The organism is Billgrantia sp. NRB1 (assembly GCF_056921725.1).
Genome location: NZ_CM167783.1, coordinates 3,558,439 through 3,580,000, shown reverse-complemented (window position 1 = coordinate 3,580,000; position 21,562 = coordinate 3,558,439). Strand labels below are relative to the sequence as shown.

Here is a 21,562-nt window from a genome sequence, read left to right as displayed (position 1 = left end):
GGGAGGAAGCAGATGGGAGGAATGGGCGTCGGGCGCGTGGCGGTGATCCTGATTGGCCTGCTGCTGATCGCCTCGCTGGTGGTCGTTACGGCCCTCTACCAGCGCGATATCCGCCAGGCGCGGGAGCGCGTCGCCGTCGGCAGTCAGGTCGTCGAGACGCCCTGCGGGTCGATCGAGTACGCCGTCGCCGGTGAGGGACTGCCCGTGCTGGCGGTGCACGGCGCCGGTGGGGGCTTTGATCAGGGCCTCGGGGCGCTCGAGCCGCTGGCTGGGGAGGGCCTGCGGCTCATCGCCATGTCGCGATTCGGCTACCTGCGCACCCCGCTTCCCTCGGATGCCTCCGCCGCCGCCCAGGCGGATGCCCACGCCTGTCTGCTGGATGCGCTGGAGATTCCACGCGCCGGGATCGTCGGTGCCTCCGCCGGGGCGCCGTCATCGCTGCAGTTCGCGCTGCGCCACCCGGAGCGCACCGCGGCGCTGGTGCTGCTGGTTCCCGCCGCCTATGTGCCCCGGCCCGGCGGCGCCCCGCCGCTGGTGACGCCGCGTGGCACCGACTTGCTGTTCGAGACAGCGCTGCGCTGGGACTTTTTGTTCTGGCTGGCTCCCAGGATCGCCCGCGACACGGTACTGCGCGCGATCCTCGCCACCCCACCGGAGGTGGTGGAGGCCGCCAGTGCCGACGAACAGGCTCGGGTGGCGAGGATGATGGAGCGCATCCTGCCCGTGAGCCCGCGCCGGGAGGGGATGCTCAATGATGCGGCGGTCATCTCGACGCAGCCGCGCTACGCGCTGGAGCGTATCGACGCCCCGACGCTGATCATCAGCCTGGAGGATGATCTGTTCGGCACCTATGACGCGGCACGCTACAGCGCGGAACAGATTCCCAATGCCCGCTTCATCGGCTATTCGCACGGCGGGCATCTGTGGGTCGGGCATCACGCCGAGGTGATGAGCGCAATGGCCGACTTTCTTCGGACGCATGGGGCGAGGCAGTGACCGACTACGCCCGCCCCCTCGAGTGTCGGCGTGATCGCCCTCACTCCCCTTCCTCCAGCACCTCCTCGATCCACGCCAGCCAGGTCTCGGTAAGCCGCTGCCCCAGCCGCAGGGTGTGCCAGGGCGCGCGCTGGGCGGGTGTCAGGGCCTCCGGGTCGCTGAACCACTCCCGCTCGATGGCGGCGTAAGTCTCCAGGCGCTCGCGGAGCTGCTCGCGCAGGGCGGCAAGCTCCTCGCGGCGGGCGGGTTCGGGCCAGCGCTCCCAGGCGAAGAACTTGGCGAACAGCGGCTGGCGCACGGGGCTGGCGGCCAGGGGCTCGGCAAGCCAGGCGTCCAGTGCCTGCCGGCCCGTCTCGGTCAGCCGGTAGACCTTGCGGTCGGGGCGCTCGGCCTGGGGGACCGTCTCGCACTCGAGCAGGCCGTCGCCGCGCATGCGGTCCAGCTCCCGGTAGAGCTGTTGGTGGCTGGCCTGCCAGACGTGGGCGAGCCCGGCCTTGAAGCGCTGGAGAACGTCGTAGCCGGTGCCCGGCTCGCGCTGGAGGGTGATCAGGAGGACGGCGCGTAGTGACATGGGCGGGAGTCGATGGGGTTAGGTGATTTTGATATGCACATGGTTGCATAGCCTGCGGGTGGAGGCTAGTCTTATGCAACAAGTTGCATTGTGAGCGAGGCGCTGGCCAGCCGGCCGGCGCCTGGCGATCGGAGGCTGCCATGGCGTTCACCCTACATCTCTATGCGTCCTTCCTGGCCCTGGGGCTCGGGGCCGTTCTGCTGCTCGCGCCCAAGGGGACCATCCCTCACCGGCTGATGGGCGGCGTCTGGGTACTGGCCATGGCCCTCTCGGCGCTGAGCTCCTTCTGGCTGGGCGGTGGCGTGCTGCCGCTGGTGGGGCATTTCGGCCCCATCCACCTGCTCTCGCTGTGGATGCTGGTGGCGCTGAGCGTGGCCGTGCTCGCCATCCTCAGGGGCCGGGTGGCGCAGCACCGCGCCTGGATGCGCGGGGCCTATCTCGGGCTGGTGGGCGCCTTTATCGGCACCCTGGCCCCGGGGCGCTGGGTGGCGACCCAGCTCGGCTGGTGGTGAGCCTCAATGTGAGGGACGCCCCTGCGTTCGTTACAGCGTCTCTTCCAGGAGCAGGGCGAGCCGCTTGTGATGCAGGGCGTCGGCGGTGGCGTTGTAGGAGGGCGCGTCCTTGGCCGTGAAGCCGTGGGCCGCTCCCTTGTAGAGCTCCGTGGTGAAGTGCACGCCGGCCCTGGCCAGCGCCTCGTCCAGGCGGGCGATCTGCTCGGGCGGCAGCAGCTCATCCCGGTCGGCGTGGCCGAGATAGACGCGCCCCTCGATGGTGCCGACCAGATGGACCGGACTCTCCGGATCATCGGCGCCCGCCAGCCGGGCCGAGTGAAAGCCGGCCGCGGCGGCGACGCGGTCGGGGTGTTCGGCCGCCAGGCGCAGCGCGAAGGCCCCGGTCATACAGTAGCCGACCACGCCGAGCTTGCCGCGCGCGAACTCGGCCTCGCGATCGAGGCAGCCGAGGAGGGCGGCGAAATCGCGGGATTGCGCCTCGGGGGTCAGCCGGCCGGCATACGCGAACAGCGTCGGACGCACGTCCGGATCGCGGAAGGACTTGCCCTCCGGCACGACGGGACCGCGCGCATCGCGATAGTAGACGTTGGGCATCAACACGGCGTAGCCGTTGTCGGCTATCCGCTGGGCCTTCTCGTGAAAGCAGGGGCGCAGGCCGCCGATATCGGTGAACAGCAGCACGGCCGGCAGTGGACCTTCGGCGCTCCCGGGCGTGACGATATGGGCGTCTATGGTGCCGTCGGCGGCGGGAATGTCGATAGCGCGAGACATGAGCGGGCTCCGAAGTGTCGATGGGGAGGGATCTTGCCCAGAAGCAGTGTACTGCTTCTGGGCCGCTGTATCGGGGCAAGCGCCTCCGGCGTCTCACCCGCCGGAGGCACCCACGTCGTCGACCCGCACCCGGACATAGGAACCTGGCGCCTCCTCAATGGGGGGGTAGCGCCCACCTCCGGGCTCGCGGGCGGGCACCTGGCCACCGGCGTGGCGCACGATCCAGCCGCGCCACTCCGGCCACCAGGAGCCCGCATGGTGGGTGGCCGAGGCCAGCCAGCGCTCGGGTTCTTTCGGCAGGTGGCCATAGGTCCGGTAGCCATACTTCGGCGAGCCGGCGGGGTTGATGACCCCAGCGATATGGCCGGAGCCGCCGAGCAGGAAGCGGGGTCGCCCGCCCAGTAGGTGCGCGCCGCGGTAGCTAGACTGCCAGGGCGCGATGTGATCCTTCTCGGTCGCCACGAAGAACGTCGGGATGCGCACCTTGCTCAGGTCGATGGCTTCCCCCGCCAGGGTGATGCCCCCGGGTTCGGCGAGGCGGTTCTCCAGGTACATGTTGCGCAGGTAGAAGCTCTGCATGCGCCGCGGCATGCGGGTGGAGTCGGAATTCCAGTAGAGCAGATCGAAGGCCTGGGGCTCCCGGCCGAGCAGGTAGTTGTTGATCACGAAGCCCCAGATCAGGTCGGCGGACTGCAGCAGGTTGAAGGCGTTGGAGAGATGCGTGCCCTCCAGGTAGCCGCGTTGGGCCATGTGCTGCTCGATATAGCGGATCTGCTCCTCGTCGATGAACACCTCCAGCGGCCCCACCTCGCTGAAGTCGAGCAGGGTGGTGAAGAAGGTGGCACTGTGCACCCGCTCATCGCCCCGGGCGGCCTGATGCGCCAGGGTGCTGGCCAGCAGGGTGCCGCCGATGCAGTAGCCGATGGTGTTGAGCGTCTCCTCGCCGGTGACCTCGGCCACCACGTCCATGGCCTTGAGGGTGCCCTGGGTGAGGTAGTCGTCGAAGGCCACCTCGGCATAGCGTTCGTCCGGATTGACCCAGGCGATGACGAACACCGTCATGCCCTGTTCGACGGCCCAGCGGATGAAGGAGCGCTGCGCCGTCAGGTCCAGGATGTAGAACTTGTTGATCCAGGGCGGGACGATCAGCAGCGGCCGGCGGTCGACCGTCTCGGTGGTCGGCGCATATTGGATGAGCTGCATCAACTCATTCTGGTAGATGACCTTGCCCGGGGTCGCCGCAATGTTCTTGCCCAGCTCCAGCCCGGCCGAATCGCTCTGCTTGATGCGCAGCAGCCCCTCGCCCCGGGCCAGGTCCTCCATCAGGTTGGCCATGCCCTGCAGCAGGTTGGCGCCGCCGGTGCGCAGCGTGGCCTCGATCACCTCCGGATTGGTGGTGGCGAAGTTGCTGGGGGCGAGGGCATCCATCAGCTGTTGGGCATAGAACTCGACCTTCACCCGCTCGTCGTGGTCCAGCTCCTCGGTGACCTCATGCACCCCCTTCAACCACTGCTCGGCGGTCAGCTGGTAGGCCTGGCGGAGCATGTCGAAGTAGAGGTTCTCCTCCCAGCCCTTGCCCTTGAAGCGCCTGTCTCGCGGGGTGGGCTCGAGGGCCGATGACGGCGCTTCGCCGAGCAGGCGCTGCGTGGTGTTATGCCACAGCGTCGTGTAGCCCTGCCAGAGCTGCCGCTGGACCTCCAGGGCGCGCTGTGGCTGCAAGAGGAACTGCTGGCTCAGGCGGGTCATGGCCTTGGCCGCGACCGCCGGGTCGGGCAGGGTGAAGAAGTCCCCGCGCGCCTGGCGCTCGAGCCAGCCCTGCCAGGCCTGGGACGATCCGGTCGACAATCGCGCGAGGGCCTCGCCATAGCGCTTTGCCAGCTCGTCGGATGGCGTCTCCTGGGGTGGCGTTGGCTGGTCGCCTGACTTCGCTGACGACGGTTTTGGGTCACCCATGGCGTTGCTCCCTGGTGAGTGCGACGCGATGGCGGCGGTCTCCGGCCACGGCTCGAAGGCAGGCCGATGCGCCGCCCCATCTGCCGCCGCCTTCCGTCTCAGTATCGTAGGGCCTGGGGGAGACGCAACCGTACGCCCTTGGCCGGGGAGGCAGGAGGCGGGAACAATCCCGATGCCGGCTGCGTCCTTGCGCTCGCCGGGGTGAGCTCCGGCGATTCGCAACCTGCAGAGCACGGGAGGATGTCATGATCATTGCACGCTGGTACTGTCAGGCCCGCTTCGGGCACAAGCAGGAGCTGCTGGCGAAGACCCAGGAGTGGTGGTCCACCATCGGCCGCGACATAGGCCAGACCGACTACACCATCACCACCGGCAGCGTGGGCGCCGCCGAGTCGGTGGTGGCGGTGGATCTCCGGGTGGCGGACATGGCCACCCTGAGCGCCCAGTGGGACAAGCTCGCCGAGCGTGACGACCACCGGGAGTGGGGCAAGGCGATCGAGCCCCTGGTGGTCAGCGGCTCCACCCGCTGGGAGATCTACCGCGTGGTGGAGTAAGGCGGCTGGCGCCACTCGCTGCGCCGTGGTGGTGAAGACCGCCGCGGCGCTCATCGCCATGCCCACGCCGGTGGAGCCGGAGAGAGCCGATCTACTCAAATCACCCGCTTGCGAATCCAGGCGCTGACCTGCTCGACGCCGATCACCACCACCAGGATGGCAAGGATCACGGTGAGGGCCTGGTCGTAGCGGAACAGGTTCATGGCCGCGGAGAGCTCCACGCCGATGCCGCCGGCGCCCACCAGGCCCAGTACCACGGCGCTGCGCACCGCCTTCTCCACCGAAAAGAGGCTGGTCGCCACGAAGGAGGGCGTGCACTCGGGGATGATGGCACCGCACACCACCCCGCTACGCGAGGCGCCGGTGGCGGCTAGGGCCTGGCCGGGGCCGGGGTCCACCTCCTCGATGCGCTCGGAGAAAAAGCGCGCGCAGAAGCCGATGGTATCCATGATGATGGCGAGAATGCCCGCTAATGGACCCAGCCCCACGGCGACCACGAAGATCAGCGCCCACACCAGGTCGGGCACGGTACGTAGCGTCGCCACCACGTTGCGAGCGATGACCCGAACGAGGGGGTGCGGACTGGTGTTACGGGCACACAGCAGGGCCATGGGCAGGCTCAGGATCACCCCGAACACCACGCCGACGATGGCCATCTGGAAGGTTTCCAGCATGGCGACGGCGATGACGTCCCAGCGGGCGAAGTTGGGCGGCATCGCCTCGCCGAAGAAGGTGCCCAGATTCGCGACGCCGCGCAGCAGCCGGTCCGGATGGATATCGGCGCTGGTAAAGCCGCTGATGAAGAAGGCCGCGAAGGCCAGCAGCAAGATGAAGGCGATGGGGGAGGGCCGTTCAAGCCTGGGCGGGGCGTCGCGGTGCGGCGATGAATCGCTCATCGGTAGCGGCCTCCTGTGGTGTGACGGTCTGGTAGAGGGCCGTGATGTCGGCGTCGCCGATCTCGGCGGTGGGGCGGTCGAAGGCAAGCTGACCGCCGTGCAGGCCGATCAGCCGCTCGCCGAACTCCCGAGCCAGGTCGATCTGGTGCAGCACGCAGAGCACGGTCATGCCGCGCTCGCGCACCACCGACCAGAGCAGCTCCATCACCTCGCGGCCCGCACGGGGGTCGAGACTCGCCACTGGCTCGTCGGCCAGCACGATCTCGGCGTCCTGCATCAGCATGCGAGCGATGGCCACGCGCTGCTGCTGGCCGCCGGAGAGGGTGTCGGTGCGGCGCGGCGCCAGGTGGGCGAGGCCCACCCGCTCAAGTGCCTGCATGGCGTCCCGTCTCGATTCGCGGCTGGCGGTCAGGGCATGGCTGGCCAGGATCCCGCGGCGGCCCATCAGGCCGAACAGGACGTTCTGCAGCACCGAGAGGTTGCCGACCATGTTGAATTTCTGGAAGACGCAGCCGATACGCTGGCGCAGCGGACGCAGCTCGCGGCGGGAGGCGCGGGCAAGGTCGAGGCCGTCCAGTACCAGGCGCCCCGTGGTGGGGCGCTCGAGACCGGTCAGGCACTTCATCAGCGTCGACTTGCCGCAGCCGTTGTGCCCAAGGATCACAACGCCCTCCCCGGGAGCCACCTCGAACGACAGCCCGCCCAGGGCGCGGGTGCCGTCCGGGTAGATCTTGGTTAGGTCGCTTACGGTCAATTGCATACAGCTCACACTTAGTCGCTGAGGCCCAGCAGGGCGTAGGAGTCGCGCACCACGTCGTACTCGGCGTCATTCACGCGAACCATCTCGGCGCCGATATACTTGTCACGCTCGCCCGGGGCGAGAATTGCCTGCAGCAGGCCCTCCGGGTCGGCCATGAAGGCCTCCTGGATCTCGCTCACGCAATCCGCGGCGATATGCGGGCCGGCCACCATCGGGTCGCCCGGCATGTCCTGGCCGCGCTCGATGATGCGGTAGTTCTCCTCGCCGTGCTGGGCAACGAAAGGCGCGAAGTCGCGCACGCCGGTACCCACGGCGTCCACCTCGCCAGAAGCCAAGGCCTGCATGCGGGCACCGTCGAGCAGGGTGATCTGCAGGTCGCGGTCAATGTCCAGGCCGGCCTGGTGCAGCATGTAGCTGGGCATGATATGGCCGGTGGTGGAACCGTGGTCCTTCATGGCCACGTGCTTGCCACGCAGATCCTCCAGGGTCTCGATGTCGCTGTCGGTGGAGGCGATGAACACCGAGTAGTACTCCGGGCGTACGATGGCGCTGATCGGCTGGATGCCCTCGACGCGCTCGGCCATCAGCACGTACTCCGAAGGACCGGCCAGCACGATGTCGACCTGCTCGAAGCGCAGGGCGTTGATGGCGGTAGTGCGGTTGCCCACTGGGAAGAACTCCACCTCGACACCTAAGCGCGACTCAACTTCCTCGACAAATTCATTGAAGGCGCGCTGAAGTTCTTCTGTGCCTTCAATACCGGTATCGGCAAAGCGCAGGGTGGAGGGGCAGGACTCGGCGGCCTGGGCCTGGCCAGTAGCGAAGAGCGCGGCGGCAATGGTCAGGGGCAGCATCGACTTGATCATGGAGAACCTCTTGGCAAGCGGTGTGAATAACTGCGTTAGCGGTTGCCAACCTTGCCAAGGTGATGTGACAGAGGGGCTTCACGATCATGACCGTTTAGTGACGCCGGCTGGGGGATGATGACGAATCAGTGTATCGACATGAGATTGGCACATAACTGACATTTTGGGCCGTTATGATCGAGGCCAAAGAACAAGAATAGGGTGCCTTTTGCGGTGCCTCTACTAACGCCAATCGTCTACATGATCGTTCGTCCAAGGGAATTTATGATGATGAAGAAATCTCTCATTTCCAGTGCCATCGCCAGCGTCTTGCTGGCATCTTCTGCGGCCCATGCGGCTAAGGTTTATGATCAGGATGGCACCAGCCTCGATCTCTATGGTCGCATCGCCATGGGCGTAGAGTCCGGTGGTAATGCAGAGGATAATGGTAGTGAGTTCGTTAACGTGGGCTCTCGCCTGCAGCTGACCGGCAGTAGCGTGATCAATGATGATCTGCGTGGTTTTGCGCGGGTGCAGTGGCGCTTCAATGGTGATGAGCGTGACCAGTCGTCGGGCTTCAGCGAAGTGCGCAACAGCTACCTGGGGGTGGAAAGCGCTACTTTCGGCACCCTGATCGCCGGCAACTATGACAGTTTTTACAGTGACCTGGTGGCCGCACCCTTCGATGTTTACATCAACAAGGGGTTTGAAATCGGCGGTGGCGGTCTTCAGGCGCGCGGCGACTCCCTGGGCTACATCACACCGAACCTGGAAGGCTTCAAGGCCTTTATCTCAGCCAAGCACTACAGCAGCAACGATGCGGCTCCCGGGGAGTCGTCCGAGATAGTCACCCAAGGCGGCGTGAGCTATGAAACAGGGCCGTTCGGCATTGCCCTGGGCTATGTGGATGACAAGGATGGCGTCGCTGGTGGGGCCGGAGAAGTGCTTTACGGGGCTACCGCTTCCTTCGCCTTCAACGATGCCTTCTCTGCCCGTATCGGCTACGAAACGCAGGATGATAATTTCGACACTATCGGCTTGGGTGGCACCTTCTCCACCGGTCAGTGGCGCTTTCATGCCGACTACTACAACAAGGATGAAGAAGCCCAGTCAGGCAGTCGAGATATCTGGGTGGCTGCCGCGCACTATCGACTCTCCAGCAGTCTCGACTTCTTCGTCGAGTTCATGGATGAAGAAGCGAGAGACGGCGACGCCAACGATGATGCCTATTACATTCTGGGTGCGCGGTATCATTTCTGAGGCTGTCTCGGGGTGCCTGGCAGTGTGACCCTGCCCGGCGACCCTCTAGTGTCTGTTTCGATCGTTACACTTGCCGGTGCGCTGAAAAGCCACCGGCTTTTTGGCATTTAGCGGTGCAGGAATCGAGGGCACTTCAGAGCCAGCGCTCTCGATCTCGAGTGGGCTGGGGGCGGTAAGAAGGCTTGGCAGACTGGCGAGTTTCAGCCCAGCAGCCTGAGGCTGAGCTGGGCGAAGGCGGCACCGATCAGCGCGCCGGCAATGACATCGCTGATGTAGTGCAGCCCCAGGCCGACGCGGGAGAGGGCGATCAGCAGCGTCAGCGGCACCAGCAGGGGCAGCAGCCAGGGCGCATGGCTCGCCGTCAGCACACAGAACATCACCGCATGCATGGTATGGCCGCTGGGAAAGCTGTAGCGATCCCGAGCCGGTTCGCCGCAGCGAATGCCGAAGGTGATAAAGGGGCGCTCGCGGCACAGTCGTGTCTTGATCAGCCGGTAGACCAGGAGGGCCACCAGCGCCGTTGCCGTGTACTGAAGCAGGAGGGGCATACCGTCTCGGCCGTGGAGCCAGGGCTGTGCCGCGATCAGGACCACCCAGGCGGGCCAGTCGCCGAGCTTGCTGGCCAGCCGCAAAGTGGCCAGCCAGGGGCGGTTTGCGCTGAGTCCGGCGAAGCGGCGGCAGAGCCGCCACTCCAGCAGGTCGAGTCGGTCAAATACTGCAGGGGTGCGTGCTGGCATGGGGGACCTCCCTGGCGCGCGCGAGGACTGACAGGAATTGATCGGCAATGGCGGGCCAGCGGCAGTCGAGGGCCCGGTTGCGGGCGGCTCGGCCCAGGCGCGCGCAGCGGGCCGGGTGCTGGCAGAGGTCGGCGGCGGTCTGGCAGAAGCCTTCGGCATCGCCGGGGGGCAAGGTCATGCCGTTGATGTCGTTGTCGATCAGTTCGGCCGCGGCAGCGTGGCGATAGGCGAGCACCGCCAGGCCGCTGGCCATGGCCTCCGGCACCACGTTGCCCCAGGTTTCGGAGAGTGAGGGGAAGACGAAAATATCGGCGCTGGCATAGTGGCGGGCCAGCGCCTCCGGCGTCAGAAAGCCGGTGAAGTGCGCCTCGGGGAGGGCCTTTTCCAACGCCTGGCGCCCGGGGCCGTCGCCGACGATCACCGCGGCCATGTCGGGCCGCGCCTGGCGCATGGCGATTAAGCTCTCTTGCAGCAGGGCGAGGTTCTTTTCGCTGGCCAGGCGACCCACGTAGAGCGCCACGGGGCAGTGTGCATCCACCCCCCACTGCTGTCGCAGGAGAGGGTCGCGGTGGGCGGGCGAGAAACGCTGGCCGTCGATGCCTCGGCCCATCACCGCCAGGCGTTGAAAGCCGCTTGCGCTCAACGCGGCGGCCTGTCGGTGAGTGGGGACCAGCGTGGCCGCACAGCCGTTGTGGAAGTGTCGCAGCGCGGCGCGCATGACGGGCGTTAGCCAGGGGACGCGATAGTCTTGGCAGTAGTGATCGAAGTTGGTGTGCCAGCCCGCGACAACGGGAATCGACAGGTGTCTGGCCGCCCGCCTGGCCGACCAGCCGAGCGGTCCCTGGGTGGCCAGGTAGATCACATCGGGACGCTGCTCGCGCCACAGGCGCTGGAGGCGGCGGGTGACCGGCAGCCCGAACCGGACCTCGCGGTAGCCGGGCAGCGATACGCCGGGCACCTGGAGTTCGGTTTGCATCCCGGGTTCTCGCCGGAGGGCCAGATGGTGGCGTGGTCGCAGGCGCACCAGCTGCAGCCTCGTACCGCGCGACATCAGCTCACGGCTGAGCTGGCTCAGGGTATGGGCCACGCCGTTGATGTCGGGCGACCAGGTCTCGCTGACCAGACAGATGCGCATGGGCTCCTCGTCGTATGCTCAATGGCTCGATCGAGCGGGATGGCTCATTGCAGACTGAGCCCAGGCGATGACGCTGGCGAGACGCTGCCATGAACAAATCATGACAGGGCTCGCTATGACCGAGGCGGTTAGGCTGCACCGCCCAAGGCGCTCGGCGTGGCGGCACTTGTCATTTCGCTACAGCACGTCTCACCATGGTCGGCTCGCCAAGCGCCTCGTAATTCGCGAAGCTGTGCCTTCACGCTGCCCGGAGTCCGTCATGAAGCTTTCGCCCGCCTATCGCCTTGCTGCCACTATCCTGCATGGCTTCGACGAATACCGCTCGCGCTTCAAGGAGATCACCGCCGATGCCAGCCGGCGTTTCCGCGATGCCGCTTGGCGGGAGGCGCAGCAGGCCTCGGCGGAGCGCATTAACCTCTACGAACAGAAGGTGGGGGAGACCCTGGGCCGGCTGCAGCGGACCTTCTCCGACGAGGAGCTGACTCATTGCGAGTGCTGGCGGGAGGCGAAGAACCACTACGCCGAACTGATCAGTCAGCGCCTGGACTACGAGCTGGCCGAGACCTATTTCAACTCGCTGTTCTGCTCGATCTTTCACCACCGGCATATCCGCAACGACTGGATGTTCGTCTACAGCTCACGGGATGCCGCCGCCCACCACTCGGGGATCGAGCGCTGCCGTCGCTTCACGGTCAACGGCGACTGGGAGGCGGCCATTCGCTGGGCGCTGGCCGAGGCCCCCTTCGAGACCCCTTTTGACGATCTTCAGCGCGACGCGCGGTTGGGCAGCGACTTCCTGTGCGGTCACCTGCCGGCGGCGATTCTCGAGGCCGGCGATGCCGAGGTCGAGCTGCTCAAGAGCGTTTTCTACCGTAACAAGGGCGCCTATCTCGTGGGGCGCATCCGCGGCGGCGGCGAGCAGGTGCCGCTGGTGCTGCCGGTGCTCCACGACGAGGGCCAGGGGCTGCACCTGGACACGGTACTGATCGAGCCCGACGAAGTGTCGATCATCTTTTCCTTCACCCGCGCCTACTTTCAGGTCGAAGTGCAGGTGCCCGGGGAGTTCGTCGACTACCTGCAGGAGCTGATGCCTGACAAGCCGGAGGGCGAACTCTATGCGTCGATCGGCTTCTTCAAGCACGGCAAGACCGAGTTCTTTCGGGCGTTGAACCGGCAGGTGGCCAAGCGCGAGGACCAGTTCATCATTGCCCCCGGTGTGCGCGGCATGGTGATGGCGGTGTTCGTGTTGCCCTCCTTTCGCACGGTGTTCAAGATCATCAAGGACCGCTTCGACCCCACCAAGGAGATGAGCCGCGAGAACGTGCGCGAGAAGTATCGGCTGGTCAAGCGCCACGACCGGGTCGGGCGCATGGCCGATACCCAGGAGTTCTCCAACTTCATCGCCCGCAAGGATCACTTCTCGCCGGAGTGCCTGGAGCACCTGCTGGCGGTGGCGCCTTCCACGGTGCGGCTCAAGGGCGACAAGGTGATCATCAAGCACTGCTACACCGAGCGCATGATGACCCCGCTCAACCTCTACCTGGAGCAGTGCGACGAGGCCGAGACCCGCGCGGTGATCAAGGACTACGGCAACGCCATCAAGCAGATGGCGGCGGCCAATATCTTCCCCGGCGACATGCTGCTGAAGAACTTCGGGGTGACCCGTCACGGGCGGGTGATCTTCTACGACTACGATGAGGTCTGCTACCTCACCGAGTGCAACTTCCGCCATATCCCCGAGCCCATGTACCCGGAGCAGGAGCTCGCCGACGAGCCTTGGTATTCGGTGGGGCCCAATGATATTTTCCCCGAGGAGTTCGGCCCCTTCCTGTTTGCCGACATACGCTTGCGCAAGCTCTTCTATGAGCTGCATCCGGAGCTGCTCGACGCCGACTACTGGAAGGGGCTGCAGCAGGCCATTCGCGACGGGCGCGTGATCGATGTCTACCCCTATCGCAACAAGCAGCGCTTCGCCGGCAACGAGACCAACGGCCTGGTCTATTGAAGCCGGCGGGGCAATGGGTCAGGAGGCAGTGCATGGGCGAGCCAGCGCGCCCCCATCTGGTGGTGCTGAGCGGTTCCGGCATCAGCGCCGAGAGCGGGATTCAGACCTTTCGGGCCAGCGACGGCCTGTGGGCCGACCACCCCATCGAGGAGGTCGCCACGCCCGAGGCGTGGCGGCGCGACCCGGAGCGGGTGCTGCAATTCTACAACCGGCGGCGCGACCAGGTGCGTCGCGCCCGCCCCAATGCGGCCCACAAGGCCCTGGCCGCCCTGGAGAAGCAGGGCTTTCGGGTCAGTATCGTCACCCAGAACATCGATGACCTGCACGAGCGGGCCGGCTCGCGCAACGTGCTGCACCTGCACGGCGAGATCCTCAAGGCGCGCTCCACGGTGGACCGCCGCATGCAGTATCCGCTGCCGCGCGGCGGCATTGCGCTGGGCGATATCTGCGACAAGGGCAGCCAGCTCAGGCCCGATGTGGTGTGGTTCGGCGAGAGCGTGCCGCACTTCGGTGACGCCTGCGAGATCGTCGCCGAGGCGGACCTGCTGCTGGTGGTGGGCACCTCGCTTGCCGTGATGCCGGCCGCCTCGCTGCTCGATCACGCCCCCATGGAGACGCCCTGCCTGCTGGTCGACCCCGACGCCGAATCGCTGGCGCCGCCGGGCGTGGTTCGGCTGGCCCGGCCCGCCGGCAAGGGCGTGCCGCAGCTGGTGCGCCACTGGAAGCGCGCGGGACGGCTCTGGGTGCCGGAGGTGGTGCTGGGATAGTGGATGAGCCGCTTGTGGCTTACTCCGGGGGGTAGGCCAGGGTGATCGCATGATGCAATGTTTTCTCATCGGGTGGCTTCTGATTGGCAAGGGGTGGCAGGTGGGAGGGCGGCTTTGCCGCGCGAAGGCGCCGTCAGGCGCCCATTCTTTGGCAGCGCTGCGCGCTGCTTCGCCCGCTGAAGCGGCCTCCCACGGTAAGAATCACCCTTGACGAGAGTCATTCTTGTCGTGCGGCTGCCCTGGGGACAGGCCCGCTCAGCTCCGGCCCGGTGGTCAGGCATGGTAGAATGCCGCCCCCTGTCGAGACGAAGCGTGACCCCATGTCCGATCGCTACTCCCCGGATGCCCTCGCCGAGCCTCCCGCTACCGGGCTTTCGCGTGATCCCGCTACCGGTCATCCCCGCCCGCCGCGCCGTGAGTTCAAGGCCCGCGGCAGTTTCGTGGTGCGCTGCCAAGGGTGCAACCTGCCCGAGCTCAACTGCCTCTGCCCCTACCGGGCCCGCGCCGCCAGCGAGGCGCGGGTGTGGCTGCTGACCCACCCCCTGGAGCACCACAAGCCGACCAATACCGGGCGGCTGATCCGCGACGTGCTGCCCGACACCGAGGTGTTCACCTGGTACCGCACGGCCCCGGATGAGCGGCTGCTGGCGCTGCTGGAAGATGAGCGCTACGCCCCCTTCGTGATCTTCCCCGACGACCAGCCCGACTATGCCGACCGGGTGGTGGGGATCGAGGCGGTGGCCAGCGCCAAGGAGCGGGCCCGAACCCCGGTGTTCATTCTGCTCGACGGCACCTGGCGCCAGGCGCGGCGCATCTTCCGCAAGAGCCCCTACCTCGAGGCGCTACCGGTGCTGCCGCTGGCCACCGAGCGGCTGACCCGTTACCGGCTGCGCAAGCCGGCTTCCGCGGCCCACCTGTGCACCGCCGAGGTGGCCGCCGAGCTGCTGCGCCAGTCGGGCGATGCCGATGCCGCCGGCGTGCTCGACGACTACTTCGATGCCTTCAACGACAGCTACGCCGCCAGTCGGCGCTTCGAGAAGATCGAAACGCCCACGGTGGCGATGCAGCGCCTGCTGGCGCGGCAATCACAGGGCTGAGCAATGCTACTGGGTGGTTACCACGCGAACACAGCCACGTCCGGCATCTTTGGCTTCGTACATGGCGAGATCTGCACGTCGAACAATACTTCTGGGCGTATCGCCAGGCTCCCAGCGTGTGACGCCAATGCTCACGGACAGCCGTTCCACGGGGGGAATGGAGAGGGAGGGTATCTCGTGACACAGTCGGTTGGCCAACTCAACAGCCGCTTCCAGCTTGGATCCGGAAGCGATGATCAGAAACTCTTCGCCCCCCCAACGGCCGAGATGGTCGGTCGTGCGCAGTCGAGCCTGGACTTCAGACGCGAGCCGCCTGAGGATTTTGTCGCCAGCGTTGTGGCCATGGGTGTCATTGATACGTTTGAAGTGGTCGATATCGAAGAGCAACAACGAGCAAGGCGTGTGATCTTTCTCACTGACCAGCAGTTCGGCATCGAGGATCTGCTCAATATGATGTCGGTTGGCAATCTGGGTGACGGGATCGGTATGCGCTAGCTGCATGAGCGTGGCATTGTGCTCCTGCAACTTGAGGCTGAGCTTTCTCGCTTTCCGGGCGGTAATATCGGCCGATAGTAGTCGAGCCAGATCCCGTGCGTGCTGTCGGTCGTAGTGGCTCCATGGTCGGCTGTGTCCGTTAGGGCTGACTGCCGGACGGAATAGCAGCAGCCAGTCATTGGCACCGCCGCTGTCCAGGGCAACGGCGAGCAGACCGCCAATCCGATTGGCTTGAGGGAGTTCGGCGAGAGGGAGCTGGGTGAGCTCATGGCTTGCCCAAGGCTGCTCTTGGGCATGCGTCTTCAGGAACGGCATGATCTTGCACAGCATCGTTTTGTCAGGATGTGTTCCGACGCCATTGATTTGATTGCCATGGATAAGGAGCATACCGCATGCTCGGAAGTCATTCAGCCACGTCTTGCTGGCTGCGCGCAGAGTCCGAATCGGCGGGTGCTGCTGACCTCCACTGGTGACCTGAGGATAGGCGTCCAGGAAGCGCTGCCTGCGCTGCAGGCTGTGGCGGGCCTCCAATAGATGGAGACGTTGCAGGGCGGTTCTCGTGATCAGCCGGAGCAGTCGACGCAACGGTGAGGGGAGATGACGCGGCACATTGCTGTGGCTAATCAGTGTTCCCCACTGTGGCGTGGCGGCCTCGTTGAATGAGATCGACAGCATGGAGTGAATCCCCTCTTGTCGCAGCCGCTGGGCCTCTGGGGTTGCCAAGGCCTGCAGCTCGCTGGATGGCAGGGCGTGGCTCGCTGGAGGGGTGCCAACAAGAGGAATCGGGGCGGCCTGAGTGTCGGCAACCATGCACAGATATAGCGAGCTGTCTGCTGATGGGGCGGATGCCGGGGCTAAGGGATGAGCAGACGCGTGATCGTGCCCGCTGAGCTCGCGAACAGCGCGTAGCAGCAGGTCAAGCAGTGCGTCCTCGTCGTCGCATTCGGCAATTCGATCTCCCCAGGCCATCGCTTGGTAAGCCAGATCGTCATGCAGGCCGTCGCATGGTTCGATCTCGAGGGTGGCACCGGACGGTGTGGCATGAGCGGCCACCAGCAGGGAGCGCTCGGAAGAACTCAATCGTCGAATGGCATATCGGTTTCGATTAGCGGGACATGGCGCGAGGTCTTGCTGCAACTCATGGATCAAGCCTTTGCCGAGCAGCCGCTGAGGAGAATGGGTGAGGGCTGCATCGACAGTCAGTGAAAAAAAGTCCTCCAGGTTGGCACTGGCCATGCGTACGCGCCGCCACTGTCGATCGACGGTGACGAGGCAACCGCAGGGCTGAATGGTGCGGGCGTCGCGCTTCAATGCGATTCGGTAGTCGCTCGCTTCGAGATCCGTTCCCAGCGAGTCCATGGCGGTTTCCTTGGCTCGGGATCCGGTAGGTCGGGTTGCCCCTGGGGACGCCGATGCCTGAGCTGCAGTTTTGAGTAAAGGCAATTTCCTATTTTGTTAATTTAACCATTGGTTCACATGCTAGTTCAACTAGAGTTTATCCTGACGTGTGGCATGCGCGGCAAGTTGCCGCAATGAGCGAAAAGACTTCGTTTGCCGAGCGACTGGCCAGTGCCATGCGTGCTGCCGGCTATGAGCCCCGCCCTGCCGTGCTGGAGCGTGAATTCAACCTGCGCTACTGGGGCAAGCCGGTGACGCTGCAGGGGGTGAGGCGATGGCTGCTTGGCGAGACCCTACCGAAGCAGGAAAAGATCGAGGTGCTGGCTGCCTGGCTGGAGGTAGAGCCTCAGGCGCTACGCTATGGCGAGACCGTTGGCCGGCAGATTCGTGAGGCCAGGGGGCGCTGGGATGCCACGATCAGCGCTGAGGAGAGGCAGGTGCTGGAGCGCTACCTTGCACTGCCCATCGCACAGCGCAAGGTAGTCGCTCAGGTCATAGAGGCGTTCCATCGCGCCGAGAATTGCCCGCCACTTGATGCCGACGCGACCGGTGGGAGGACTGAGCGGTAGAATGCGGTTGATGCATCAGGCGCCGCCGCTGCCAAATAGCGCCCCGGCGATGCGAAAGCCCGCCACCCAGGTGCCGGCGGCCGAGCCCAGGGTGGCCAGCAGGAACACCAGCAGGGTGCGCGAGACCCGGTTACGCCACCAGCCCCTGAGCGCGGTCACGTCGTGGCGCAGGGTCGAGAAGTCGCGCACCTTGGGCTTGCGCATGAACAGCTCTACCCCGGCGGCGACGAAGCCGGCGCCGATGGTGGGGTTCAGCGAGGTGAGCGGGGCGGCGAAGAAGGTAGCGGCGATGGTGACCGGGTGGGCCAGGGCAATGGTAGTGGCCAGCGCCGAGAAGACGCCGTTGATCAGGAACCACTCGCCCACCAGCTGCCAGCCAAGCTCTGTGTTGCGTGAGAAGCCGATGGCGAAGCCGGTCAGTACCAGCACGGTGACCAACCAGGGCAGGGCACGCCACACCTTCGAGGGTGGCGGCGTGGTGTCGAGCTTCTCGCGCTCTTCCCGGGGCGAGGGCGGCAGCGGCGCCTCCAGGGTCTCGGCCATGCCCTTCAGGTGGCCGGCGCCGATCACCACCAGCACGTTGCGATAGCGCCCCGGCGGCGCCTCCTCGGCCAGGCGCATCACCATGTAGCGGTCGCGCTCGGTGATCAGTGGGGTGAACAGCGCCTCGGACTCGGCGGCGAACTCGCTGAAGGTTGACTCCAGCACATCCCCCTCCTTGAGCCGCTCGATCTCCTCGGGCTTGACCTCCTGGCGAGACAGCACGCTGCCCAGCAGCCCCGAGAACAGCGAGAAGCGCTGCCACCAGGGCACGTTGTGATAGATGCGCTTGAGGGTAATGCCCACGTCGCGGTCGATCAGCAGCAGTGGCAGCTCGCGGCGGCGGCTCTCCTCCAGGGCGGCGCGCATTTCGGCGCCGGGCTCGATGCCGGACTGCTCGGCGACGCGCTGCTGGAAGGCGCCCAGGGCGAGACTCGCCGCCACCATGCCGGCCTTGCCCTGGCGGAAGATGGCGAACAGATCCTGGCCGCCCAGCGCGTCCGGGTCGCTGAGATTCTGGTGGCGGGAGTCGCACAGCTCGATGGCCACGGCCTCGAAGTCGCCGGAGCGAATCAGGCGGCGGACGTCCTCGGCGCTGTCGGCAGAGACATGGGCGGTACCCAGCAGGGTATAGCGAGTGCCGCCGAGTTCGACGATACGGTGCGGGCCGCTCAAGGCCCCGGTCTGGCCGGGGTCGATCACGGGATCCTGGGAGTCGGTCATGGACGCTCGGACATCAAGGGGTGAGAGAGACGATTATCCACGAAGGGCCGCAGCAGGCCAAACCCCTTGGCTGCCTCAGCGGCGCCAGAAGGCGGGGGTAAACAGCACCAGCACGGTGAAGATCTCCAGGCGGCCCAGCAGCATGGCCACCACCAGGATCCACTTGGCGAGTTCCGGCAGGTCGCCATAGTTCGCGGAAGCCGCGCCCAGCGCCGGGCCCAGGTTGTTGAGCGCCGAGGCCACCGTGGACCAGGCGGTGACCTGATCGACCCCGGTGGCCATGACGCCCACCAGCATCAGGAAGAACAGCATCAGGTAGACCGAGAAGAAGCCCCACACCGCCTGGGCGATGCCGTCCGGCACGCTCACCTTGCCGATCTTCACCGCGATGACCGCGTTGGGGTGGATCAGGCGCATCACCTCGCGCATGCCCTGCTTCAAGATCAGGATGATGCGAATCACCTTCATGCCGCCGCCGGTGGAGCCGGAGCAGCCGCCGACGAAGGCCGCCACGAACAGCAGGAAGGGCAGCGCACCGGGCCAGGCCGCGAAGTCGGCGACGCCGAAGCCGGCGGTAGTGGCCACCGAGACCACCTGGAAGAGGCCGTGACGCAGGGCGCGCTGGGTCTCGTCGCCGTAGACGCCGGTGAGCCACAGCGAGATGACCGTGATCATGGCCAAGCCGGCCAGGAACAGCAGCAGGAAGCGGGCCTCCGGGTCCTGCAGATAGTGCCGGAGCTGCTTGCCGCGCCAGGCCAGGAAGTGCAGGCTGAAGCTCATCGCCGAGACGATCAGGAAGGTCACGCAGATCAACTCGATCACGGCGCTGTCGAAGTGGCCGATGCTGGCGTCGTAGGTGGAGAAGCCGCCGATGGCCACCGTCGAGAAGCTGTGCCCCAGGGCGTCGAACCAGTCCATGCCCGCCGCCAGGTAGGCCAGAAAGCAGGTCACGGTGAGGGCGGCGTAGATGTACCACAGCGCCTTGGCCGTCTCGGTGATGCGCGGAGTGAGCTTGGAATCCTTCAGCGGCCCCGGAATCTCGGTGCGGTAGAGGGCCATGCCGCCGACGCCCAGCGTAGGCAGTATCGCCACCGCCAGCACCACGATCCCCATGCCGCCCAGCCACTGCAGCTGCTGGCGATAGTAGAGCACCGACTCGGGCAGGTGCTCGATGCCGGTGATCACCGTGGCCCCGGTGGTCGTCAGCCCTGAGAAAGACTCGAACACCGCGTCGGTAATGGAGAGCGCCGCGTCGCCGGTGAGCATCAGCGGCAGCGACCCGAACAGCCCCAGCACGCTCCAGAACAGCGCCGCGATCAGGAAGCCGTCCCGGGTGCGCAGTTCCTTGCGGGCGCGCCGGTTGGGCAGGTACATTGCTCCGCCGGTGGCCACCGTGATCAGGATGGCGATGGCGAAGGCATCCCACATGCCGTCGCCAAACAGCAGCGAGATCAGGATCGGCGGCATCATGGTCAGGCTGAACATCACCAGCAGCAGGCCCAGGATGCGAAGAATGATGCGCAGGCTCATCGGGCGGCGGTCCTTGCGTCGCGGCAGGCGGAAATCATGCTCATCAGAAAAACGTCAGGCCGACCTGGAACAGCCGCTCCACCTCGCGGATGCGGCGCTTGTCGATCACGAACAGGATAACGTGGTCGCCGGACGCCACCACCACGTCGTCATGGGCGATCAGCACCTCCTTGCCGCGCACGATGGCGCCGATGGTGGTGCCGCGCGGCAGGTCGATCTCGCCGATGGCGCGGCCCACCACCTTGGAGGACTGCATGTCGCCGTGGGCGATCGCCTCGATGGCCTCGGCGGCGCCGCGACGCAGGGAGTGGACGTTGACGATGTCGCCGCGGCGCACATGGGTCAGCAGGCTGCCGATGGTGGCCTGCTGCGGCGAGATGGCGATGTCGATCTCGCCACCCTGGACCAGGTCCACATAGGCGGCGTTGTTGATCAGCGTCAGCACCTTCTTGGCGCCCATGCGCTTGGCCAGCATCGACGACATGATGTTGACCTCGTCGTCGTTGGTCAGGGCGCAGAAGATGTCGCACTCGTCGATGTTCTCCTCCTCCAGCAGCCGCTTGTTGGTGGCGCTGCCGTGCAACACCACGGTGCGGTCGAGGCGTTCTGAGAGCACCGTGCAGCGCTCGATGCCGTGCTCGATGATCTTGACCTGGTGGCTGTGCTCCAGGTGCTCGGCGAGCCGCTCGCCAATGTTGCCGCCGCCGGCGATCATCACCCGGCGGAAGTCGCGGTCGACCCGGCGCAGCTCGCTCATCACCGCGCGGATGTCGCGGCGGGCGGCGATGAAGAACACCTCGTCGTCGGCCTCGATGACGGTGTCGCCGCGCGGGATGATCGGCCGGTTGCGACGGTAGATGGCCGCCACCCGGGTGTCGACGCTGGGCATGTGGCGGCGCAGAAACCCCAGGTCCTGGCCCACCAGCGGGCCGCCGTAGAAGGCCTTGACCGCGACGAGCTGCACCAGGCCGCCGGCGAACTCCAGCACCTGCAGGGCGCCGGGGTGCTCGATCAGCCGGCGGATATGGTCGGTGACCACCTGCTCGGGACTGATCAGCACATCGATGGGCACCGCCTCGTGGGCGAAGAGCCCCTTGCGGGTCAGGTAGGCGGTGGCGCGCACCCGGGCGATCTTGGTGGGGGTGCGAAACAGGGTATGGGCGACCTGGCAGGCGATCATGTTGACCTCGTCCTGGCTGGTCACCGCGATCAGCATGTCGGCATCCTCGCAGCCGGCCTGGCGCAGCACCATGGGGTAGGAGCCAGGGCCCACCACGGTGCGGATGTCGAGCTTGGTATGCAGTTCGCGCAGGCGCTCACCGTCGGTATCCACCACGGTGATGTCGTTCTCTTCGCGGGCCAGGTGCTCGGCGAGGGTGCCGCCGACCTGGCCGGCGCCGAGAATGATGATCTTCATGGGCTCTTGGGTCCGACACAAGCAGCGGCGG

20 protein-coding genes are annotated in these 21,562 nt (G+C 66.1%); 8 read left to right on the top strand and 12 right to left on the bottom strand.

The window, feature by feature from the left end; translation table 11 throughout:
• The first annotated feature begins 12 nt into the window (after nucleotides 1-12).
• The gene (locus ACZIYR_RS16275; RefSeq protein WP_483527424.1) at nucleotides 13-996 is read left to right on the top strand and encodes an alpha/beta fold hydrolase; all 984 of its coding nucleotides are present in this window, start codon (nucleotides 13-15) and stop codon (nucleotides 994-996) included.
• Nucleotides 997-1,036: 40 nt separating this feature from the next.
• Here the strand turns inward: ACZIYR_RS16275 and ACZIYR_RS16270 are convergent, their stop codons facing one another.
• On the bottom strand, nucleotides 1,037-1,567 hold the full coding sequence (locus ACZIYR_RS16270) for a PadR family transcriptional regulator (protein ID WP_483527423.1): 531 nt from the start codon (nucleotides 1,565-1,567) through the stop codon (nucleotides 1,037-1,039).
• Nucleotides 1,568-1,707: 140 nt separating this feature from the next.
• Between ACZIYR_RS16270 and ACZIYR_RS16265 the strand changes: the two genes are divergently transcribed.
• On the top strand, nucleotides 1,708-2,079 hold the full coding sequence (locus ACZIYR_RS16265; protein WP_483527422.1) for a DUF2306 domain-containing protein: 372 nt from the start codon (nucleotides 1,708-1,710) through the stop codon (nucleotides 2,077-2,079).
• Between the two features lie 30 nt (nucleotides 2,080-2,109).
• Here the strand turns inward: ACZIYR_RS16265 and ACZIYR_RS16260 are convergent, their stop codons facing one another.
• Both ACZIYR_RS16260 and ACZIYR_RS16255 read right to left on the bottom strand, forming a co-directional pair.
• Nucleotides 2,110-2,850, bottom strand: coding sequence for a dienelactone hydrolase family protein (locus ACZIYR_RS16260; RefSeq protein ID WP_483527421.1), 741 nt, complete (start codon nucleotides 2,848-2,850; stop codon nucleotides 2,110-2,112).
• A gap of 93 nt (nucleotides 2,851-2,943) precedes the next feature.
• Nucleotides 2,944-4,803: a PHA/PHB synthase family protein gene (locus ACZIYR_RS16255; RefSeq protein ID WP_483527420.1), complete on the bottom strand. Its 1,860-nt coding sequence runs from the start codon at nucleotides 4,801-4,803 to the stop codon at nucleotides 2,944-2,946.
• Nucleotides 4,804-5,048: 245 nt separating this feature from the next.
• Between ACZIYR_RS16255 and ACZIYR_RS16250 the strand changes: the two genes are divergently transcribed.
• Nucleotides 5,049-5,357, top strand: a complete 309-nt coding sequence (locus ACZIYR_RS16250; protein WP_473034805.1) for a hypothetical protein — start codon at nucleotides 5,049-5,051, stop codon at nucleotides 5,355-5,357.
• Nucleotides 5,358-5,452: 95 nt separating this feature from the next.
• Here ACZIYR_RS16250 and phnE read toward each other — a convergent pair whose 3' ends face one another.
• From phnE to phnD, 3 genes are read right to left on the bottom strand one after another with little or no spacing between them, the layout of a single operon-like run.
• The gene (gene phnE, locus ACZIYR_RS16245) at nucleotides 5,453-6,253 is read right to left on the bottom strand and encodes a phosphonate ABC transporter, permease protein PhnE (RefSeq protein WP_483527419.1); all 801 of its coding nucleotides are present in this window, start codon (nucleotides 6,251-6,253) and stop codon (nucleotides 5,453-5,455) included.
• Nucleotides 6,210-7,013: a phosphonate ABC transporter ATP-binding protein gene (gene phnC, locus ACZIYR_RS16240; RefSeq protein WP_473034801.1), complete on the bottom strand. Its 804-nt coding sequence runs from the start codon at nucleotides 7,011-7,013 to the stop codon at nucleotides 6,210-6,212. Before phnC ends, phnE begins: the two co-directional genes overlap by 44 nt.
• Before the next feature lie 11 nt (nucleotides 7,014-7,024).
• Nucleotides 7,025-7,879: a phosphate/phosphite/phosphonate ABC transporter substrate-binding protein gene (gene phnD / locus ACZIYR_RS16235; RefSeq protein ID WP_473034800.1), complete on the bottom strand. Its 855-nt coding sequence runs from the start codon at nucleotides 7,877-7,879 to the stop codon at nucleotides 7,025-7,027.
• Nucleotides 7,880-8,149: 270 nt separating this feature from the next.
• On the opposite strand from phnD, the gene ACZIYR_RS16230 reads away from it, so the two are divergent.
• Nucleotides 8,150-9,118 carry a porin gene (locus ACZIYR_RS16230; RefSeq protein WP_483529097.1) on the top strand — a complete coding sequence of 323 codons (969 nt, stop codon included), beginning with the start codon at nucleotides 8,150-8,152 and terminating at the stop codon, nucleotides 9,116-9,118.
• A 200-nt stretch (nucleotides 9,119-9,318) separates the two neighbouring features.
• Here the strand turns inward: ACZIYR_RS16230 and ACZIYR_RS16225 are convergent, their stop codons facing one another.
• Together ACZIYR_RS16225 and ACZIYR_RS16220 are read right to left on the bottom strand one after the other, a co-directional pair.
• Nucleotides 9,319-9,855, bottom strand: a complete 537-nt coding sequence (locus tag ACZIYR_RS16225) for a phosphatase PAP2 family protein (protein WP_473034798.1) — start codon at nucleotides 9,853-9,855, stop codon at nucleotides 9,319-9,321.
• Entirely contained in the window at nucleotides 9,827-10,990 is a 1,164-nt protein-coding gene (locus tag ACZIYR_RS16220) for a glycosyltransferase family 4 protein (protein WP_483527418.1), read from the bottom strand. Before ACZIYR_RS16220 ends, ACZIYR_RS16225 begins: the two co-directional genes overlap by 29 nt.
• Nucleotides 10,991-11,249: 259 nt before the next feature.
• On the opposite strand from ACZIYR_RS16220, the gene aceK reads away from it, so the two are divergent.
• The 3 genes from aceK (at nucleotide 11,250) to ACZIYR_RS16205 (ending at nucleotide 14,859) form a co-directional block, all read left to right on the top strand.
• Nucleotides 11,250-12,995 (top strand): bifunctional isocitrate dehydrogenase kinase/phosphatase, encoded by a 1,746-nt coding sequence (aceK, locus tag ACZIYR_RS16215; protein ID WP_483527417.1) that lies wholly within the window; start codon nucleotides 11,250-11,252, stop codon nucleotides 12,993-12,995.
• Between the two features lie 32 nt (nucleotides 12,996-13,027).
• Nucleotides 13,028-13,762 (top strand): SIR2 family NAD-dependent protein deacylase, encoded by a 735-nt coding sequence (locus ACZIYR_RS16210; protein WP_483527416.1) that lies wholly within the window; start codon nucleotides 13,028-13,030, stop codon nucleotides 13,760-13,762.
• A gap of 320 nt (nucleotides 13,763-14,082) precedes the next feature.
• Nucleotides 14,083-14,859, top strand: coding sequence for a tRNA-uridine aminocarboxypropyltransferase (locus ACZIYR_RS16205; protein ID WP_473034795.1), 777 nt, complete (start codon nucleotides 14,083-14,085; stop codon nucleotides 14,857-14,859).
• A 6-nt stretch (nucleotides 14,860-14,865) separates the two neighbouring features.
• Here the strand turns inward: ACZIYR_RS16205 and ACZIYR_RS16200 are convergent, their stop codons facing one another.
• Nucleotides 14,866-16,713: a sensor domain-containing diguanylate cyclase gene (locus ACZIYR_RS16200; protein ID WP_483527415.1), complete on the bottom strand. Its 1,848-nt coding sequence runs from the start codon at nucleotides 16,711-16,713 to the stop codon at nucleotides 14,866-14,868.
• A 173-nt stretch (nucleotides 16,714-16,886) separates the two neighbouring features.
• On the opposite strand from ACZIYR_RS16200, the gene ACZIYR_RS16195 reads away from it, so the two are divergent.
• Nucleotides 16,887-17,321, top strand: coding sequence for a transcriptional regulator (locus ACZIYR_RS16195; RefSeq protein WP_473034794.1), 435 nt, complete (start codon nucleotides 16,887-16,889; stop codon nucleotides 17,319-17,321).
• 15 nt (nucleotides 17,322-17,336) lie between these two features.
• Here the strand turns inward: ACZIYR_RS16195 and ACZIYR_RS16190 are convergent, their stop codons facing one another.
• The 3 genes from ACZIYR_RS16190 to trkA all read right to left on the bottom strand — a co-directional run bounded on the left by ACZIYR_RS16190 (nucleotide 17,337) and on the right by trkA (nucleotide 21,531).
• A complete protein-coding gene (locus tag ACZIYR_RS16190; protein WP_473034793.1) occupies nucleotides 17,337-18,584 on the bottom strand; it encodes a TraB/GumN family protein in 1,248 nt (415 codons plus the stop codon).
• A gap of 75 nt (nucleotides 18,585-18,659) precedes the next feature.
• The gene (locus ACZIYR_RS16185) at nucleotides 18,660-20,114 is read right to left on the bottom strand and encodes a TrkH family potassium uptake protein (RefSeq protein ID WP_473034791.1); all 1,455 of its coding nucleotides are present in this window, start codon (nucleotides 20,112-20,114) and stop codon (nucleotides 18,660-18,662) included.
• 43 nt (nucleotides 20,115-20,157) lie between these two features.
• Nucleotides 20,158-21,531: a Trk system potassium transporter TrkA gene (gene trkA / locus ACZIYR_RS16180; RefSeq protein ID WP_483527414.1), complete on the bottom strand. Its 1,374-nt coding sequence runs from the start codon at nucleotides 21,529-21,531 to the stop codon at nucleotides 20,158-20,160.
• Nucleotides 21,532-21,562 lie beyond the last annotated feature (31 nt).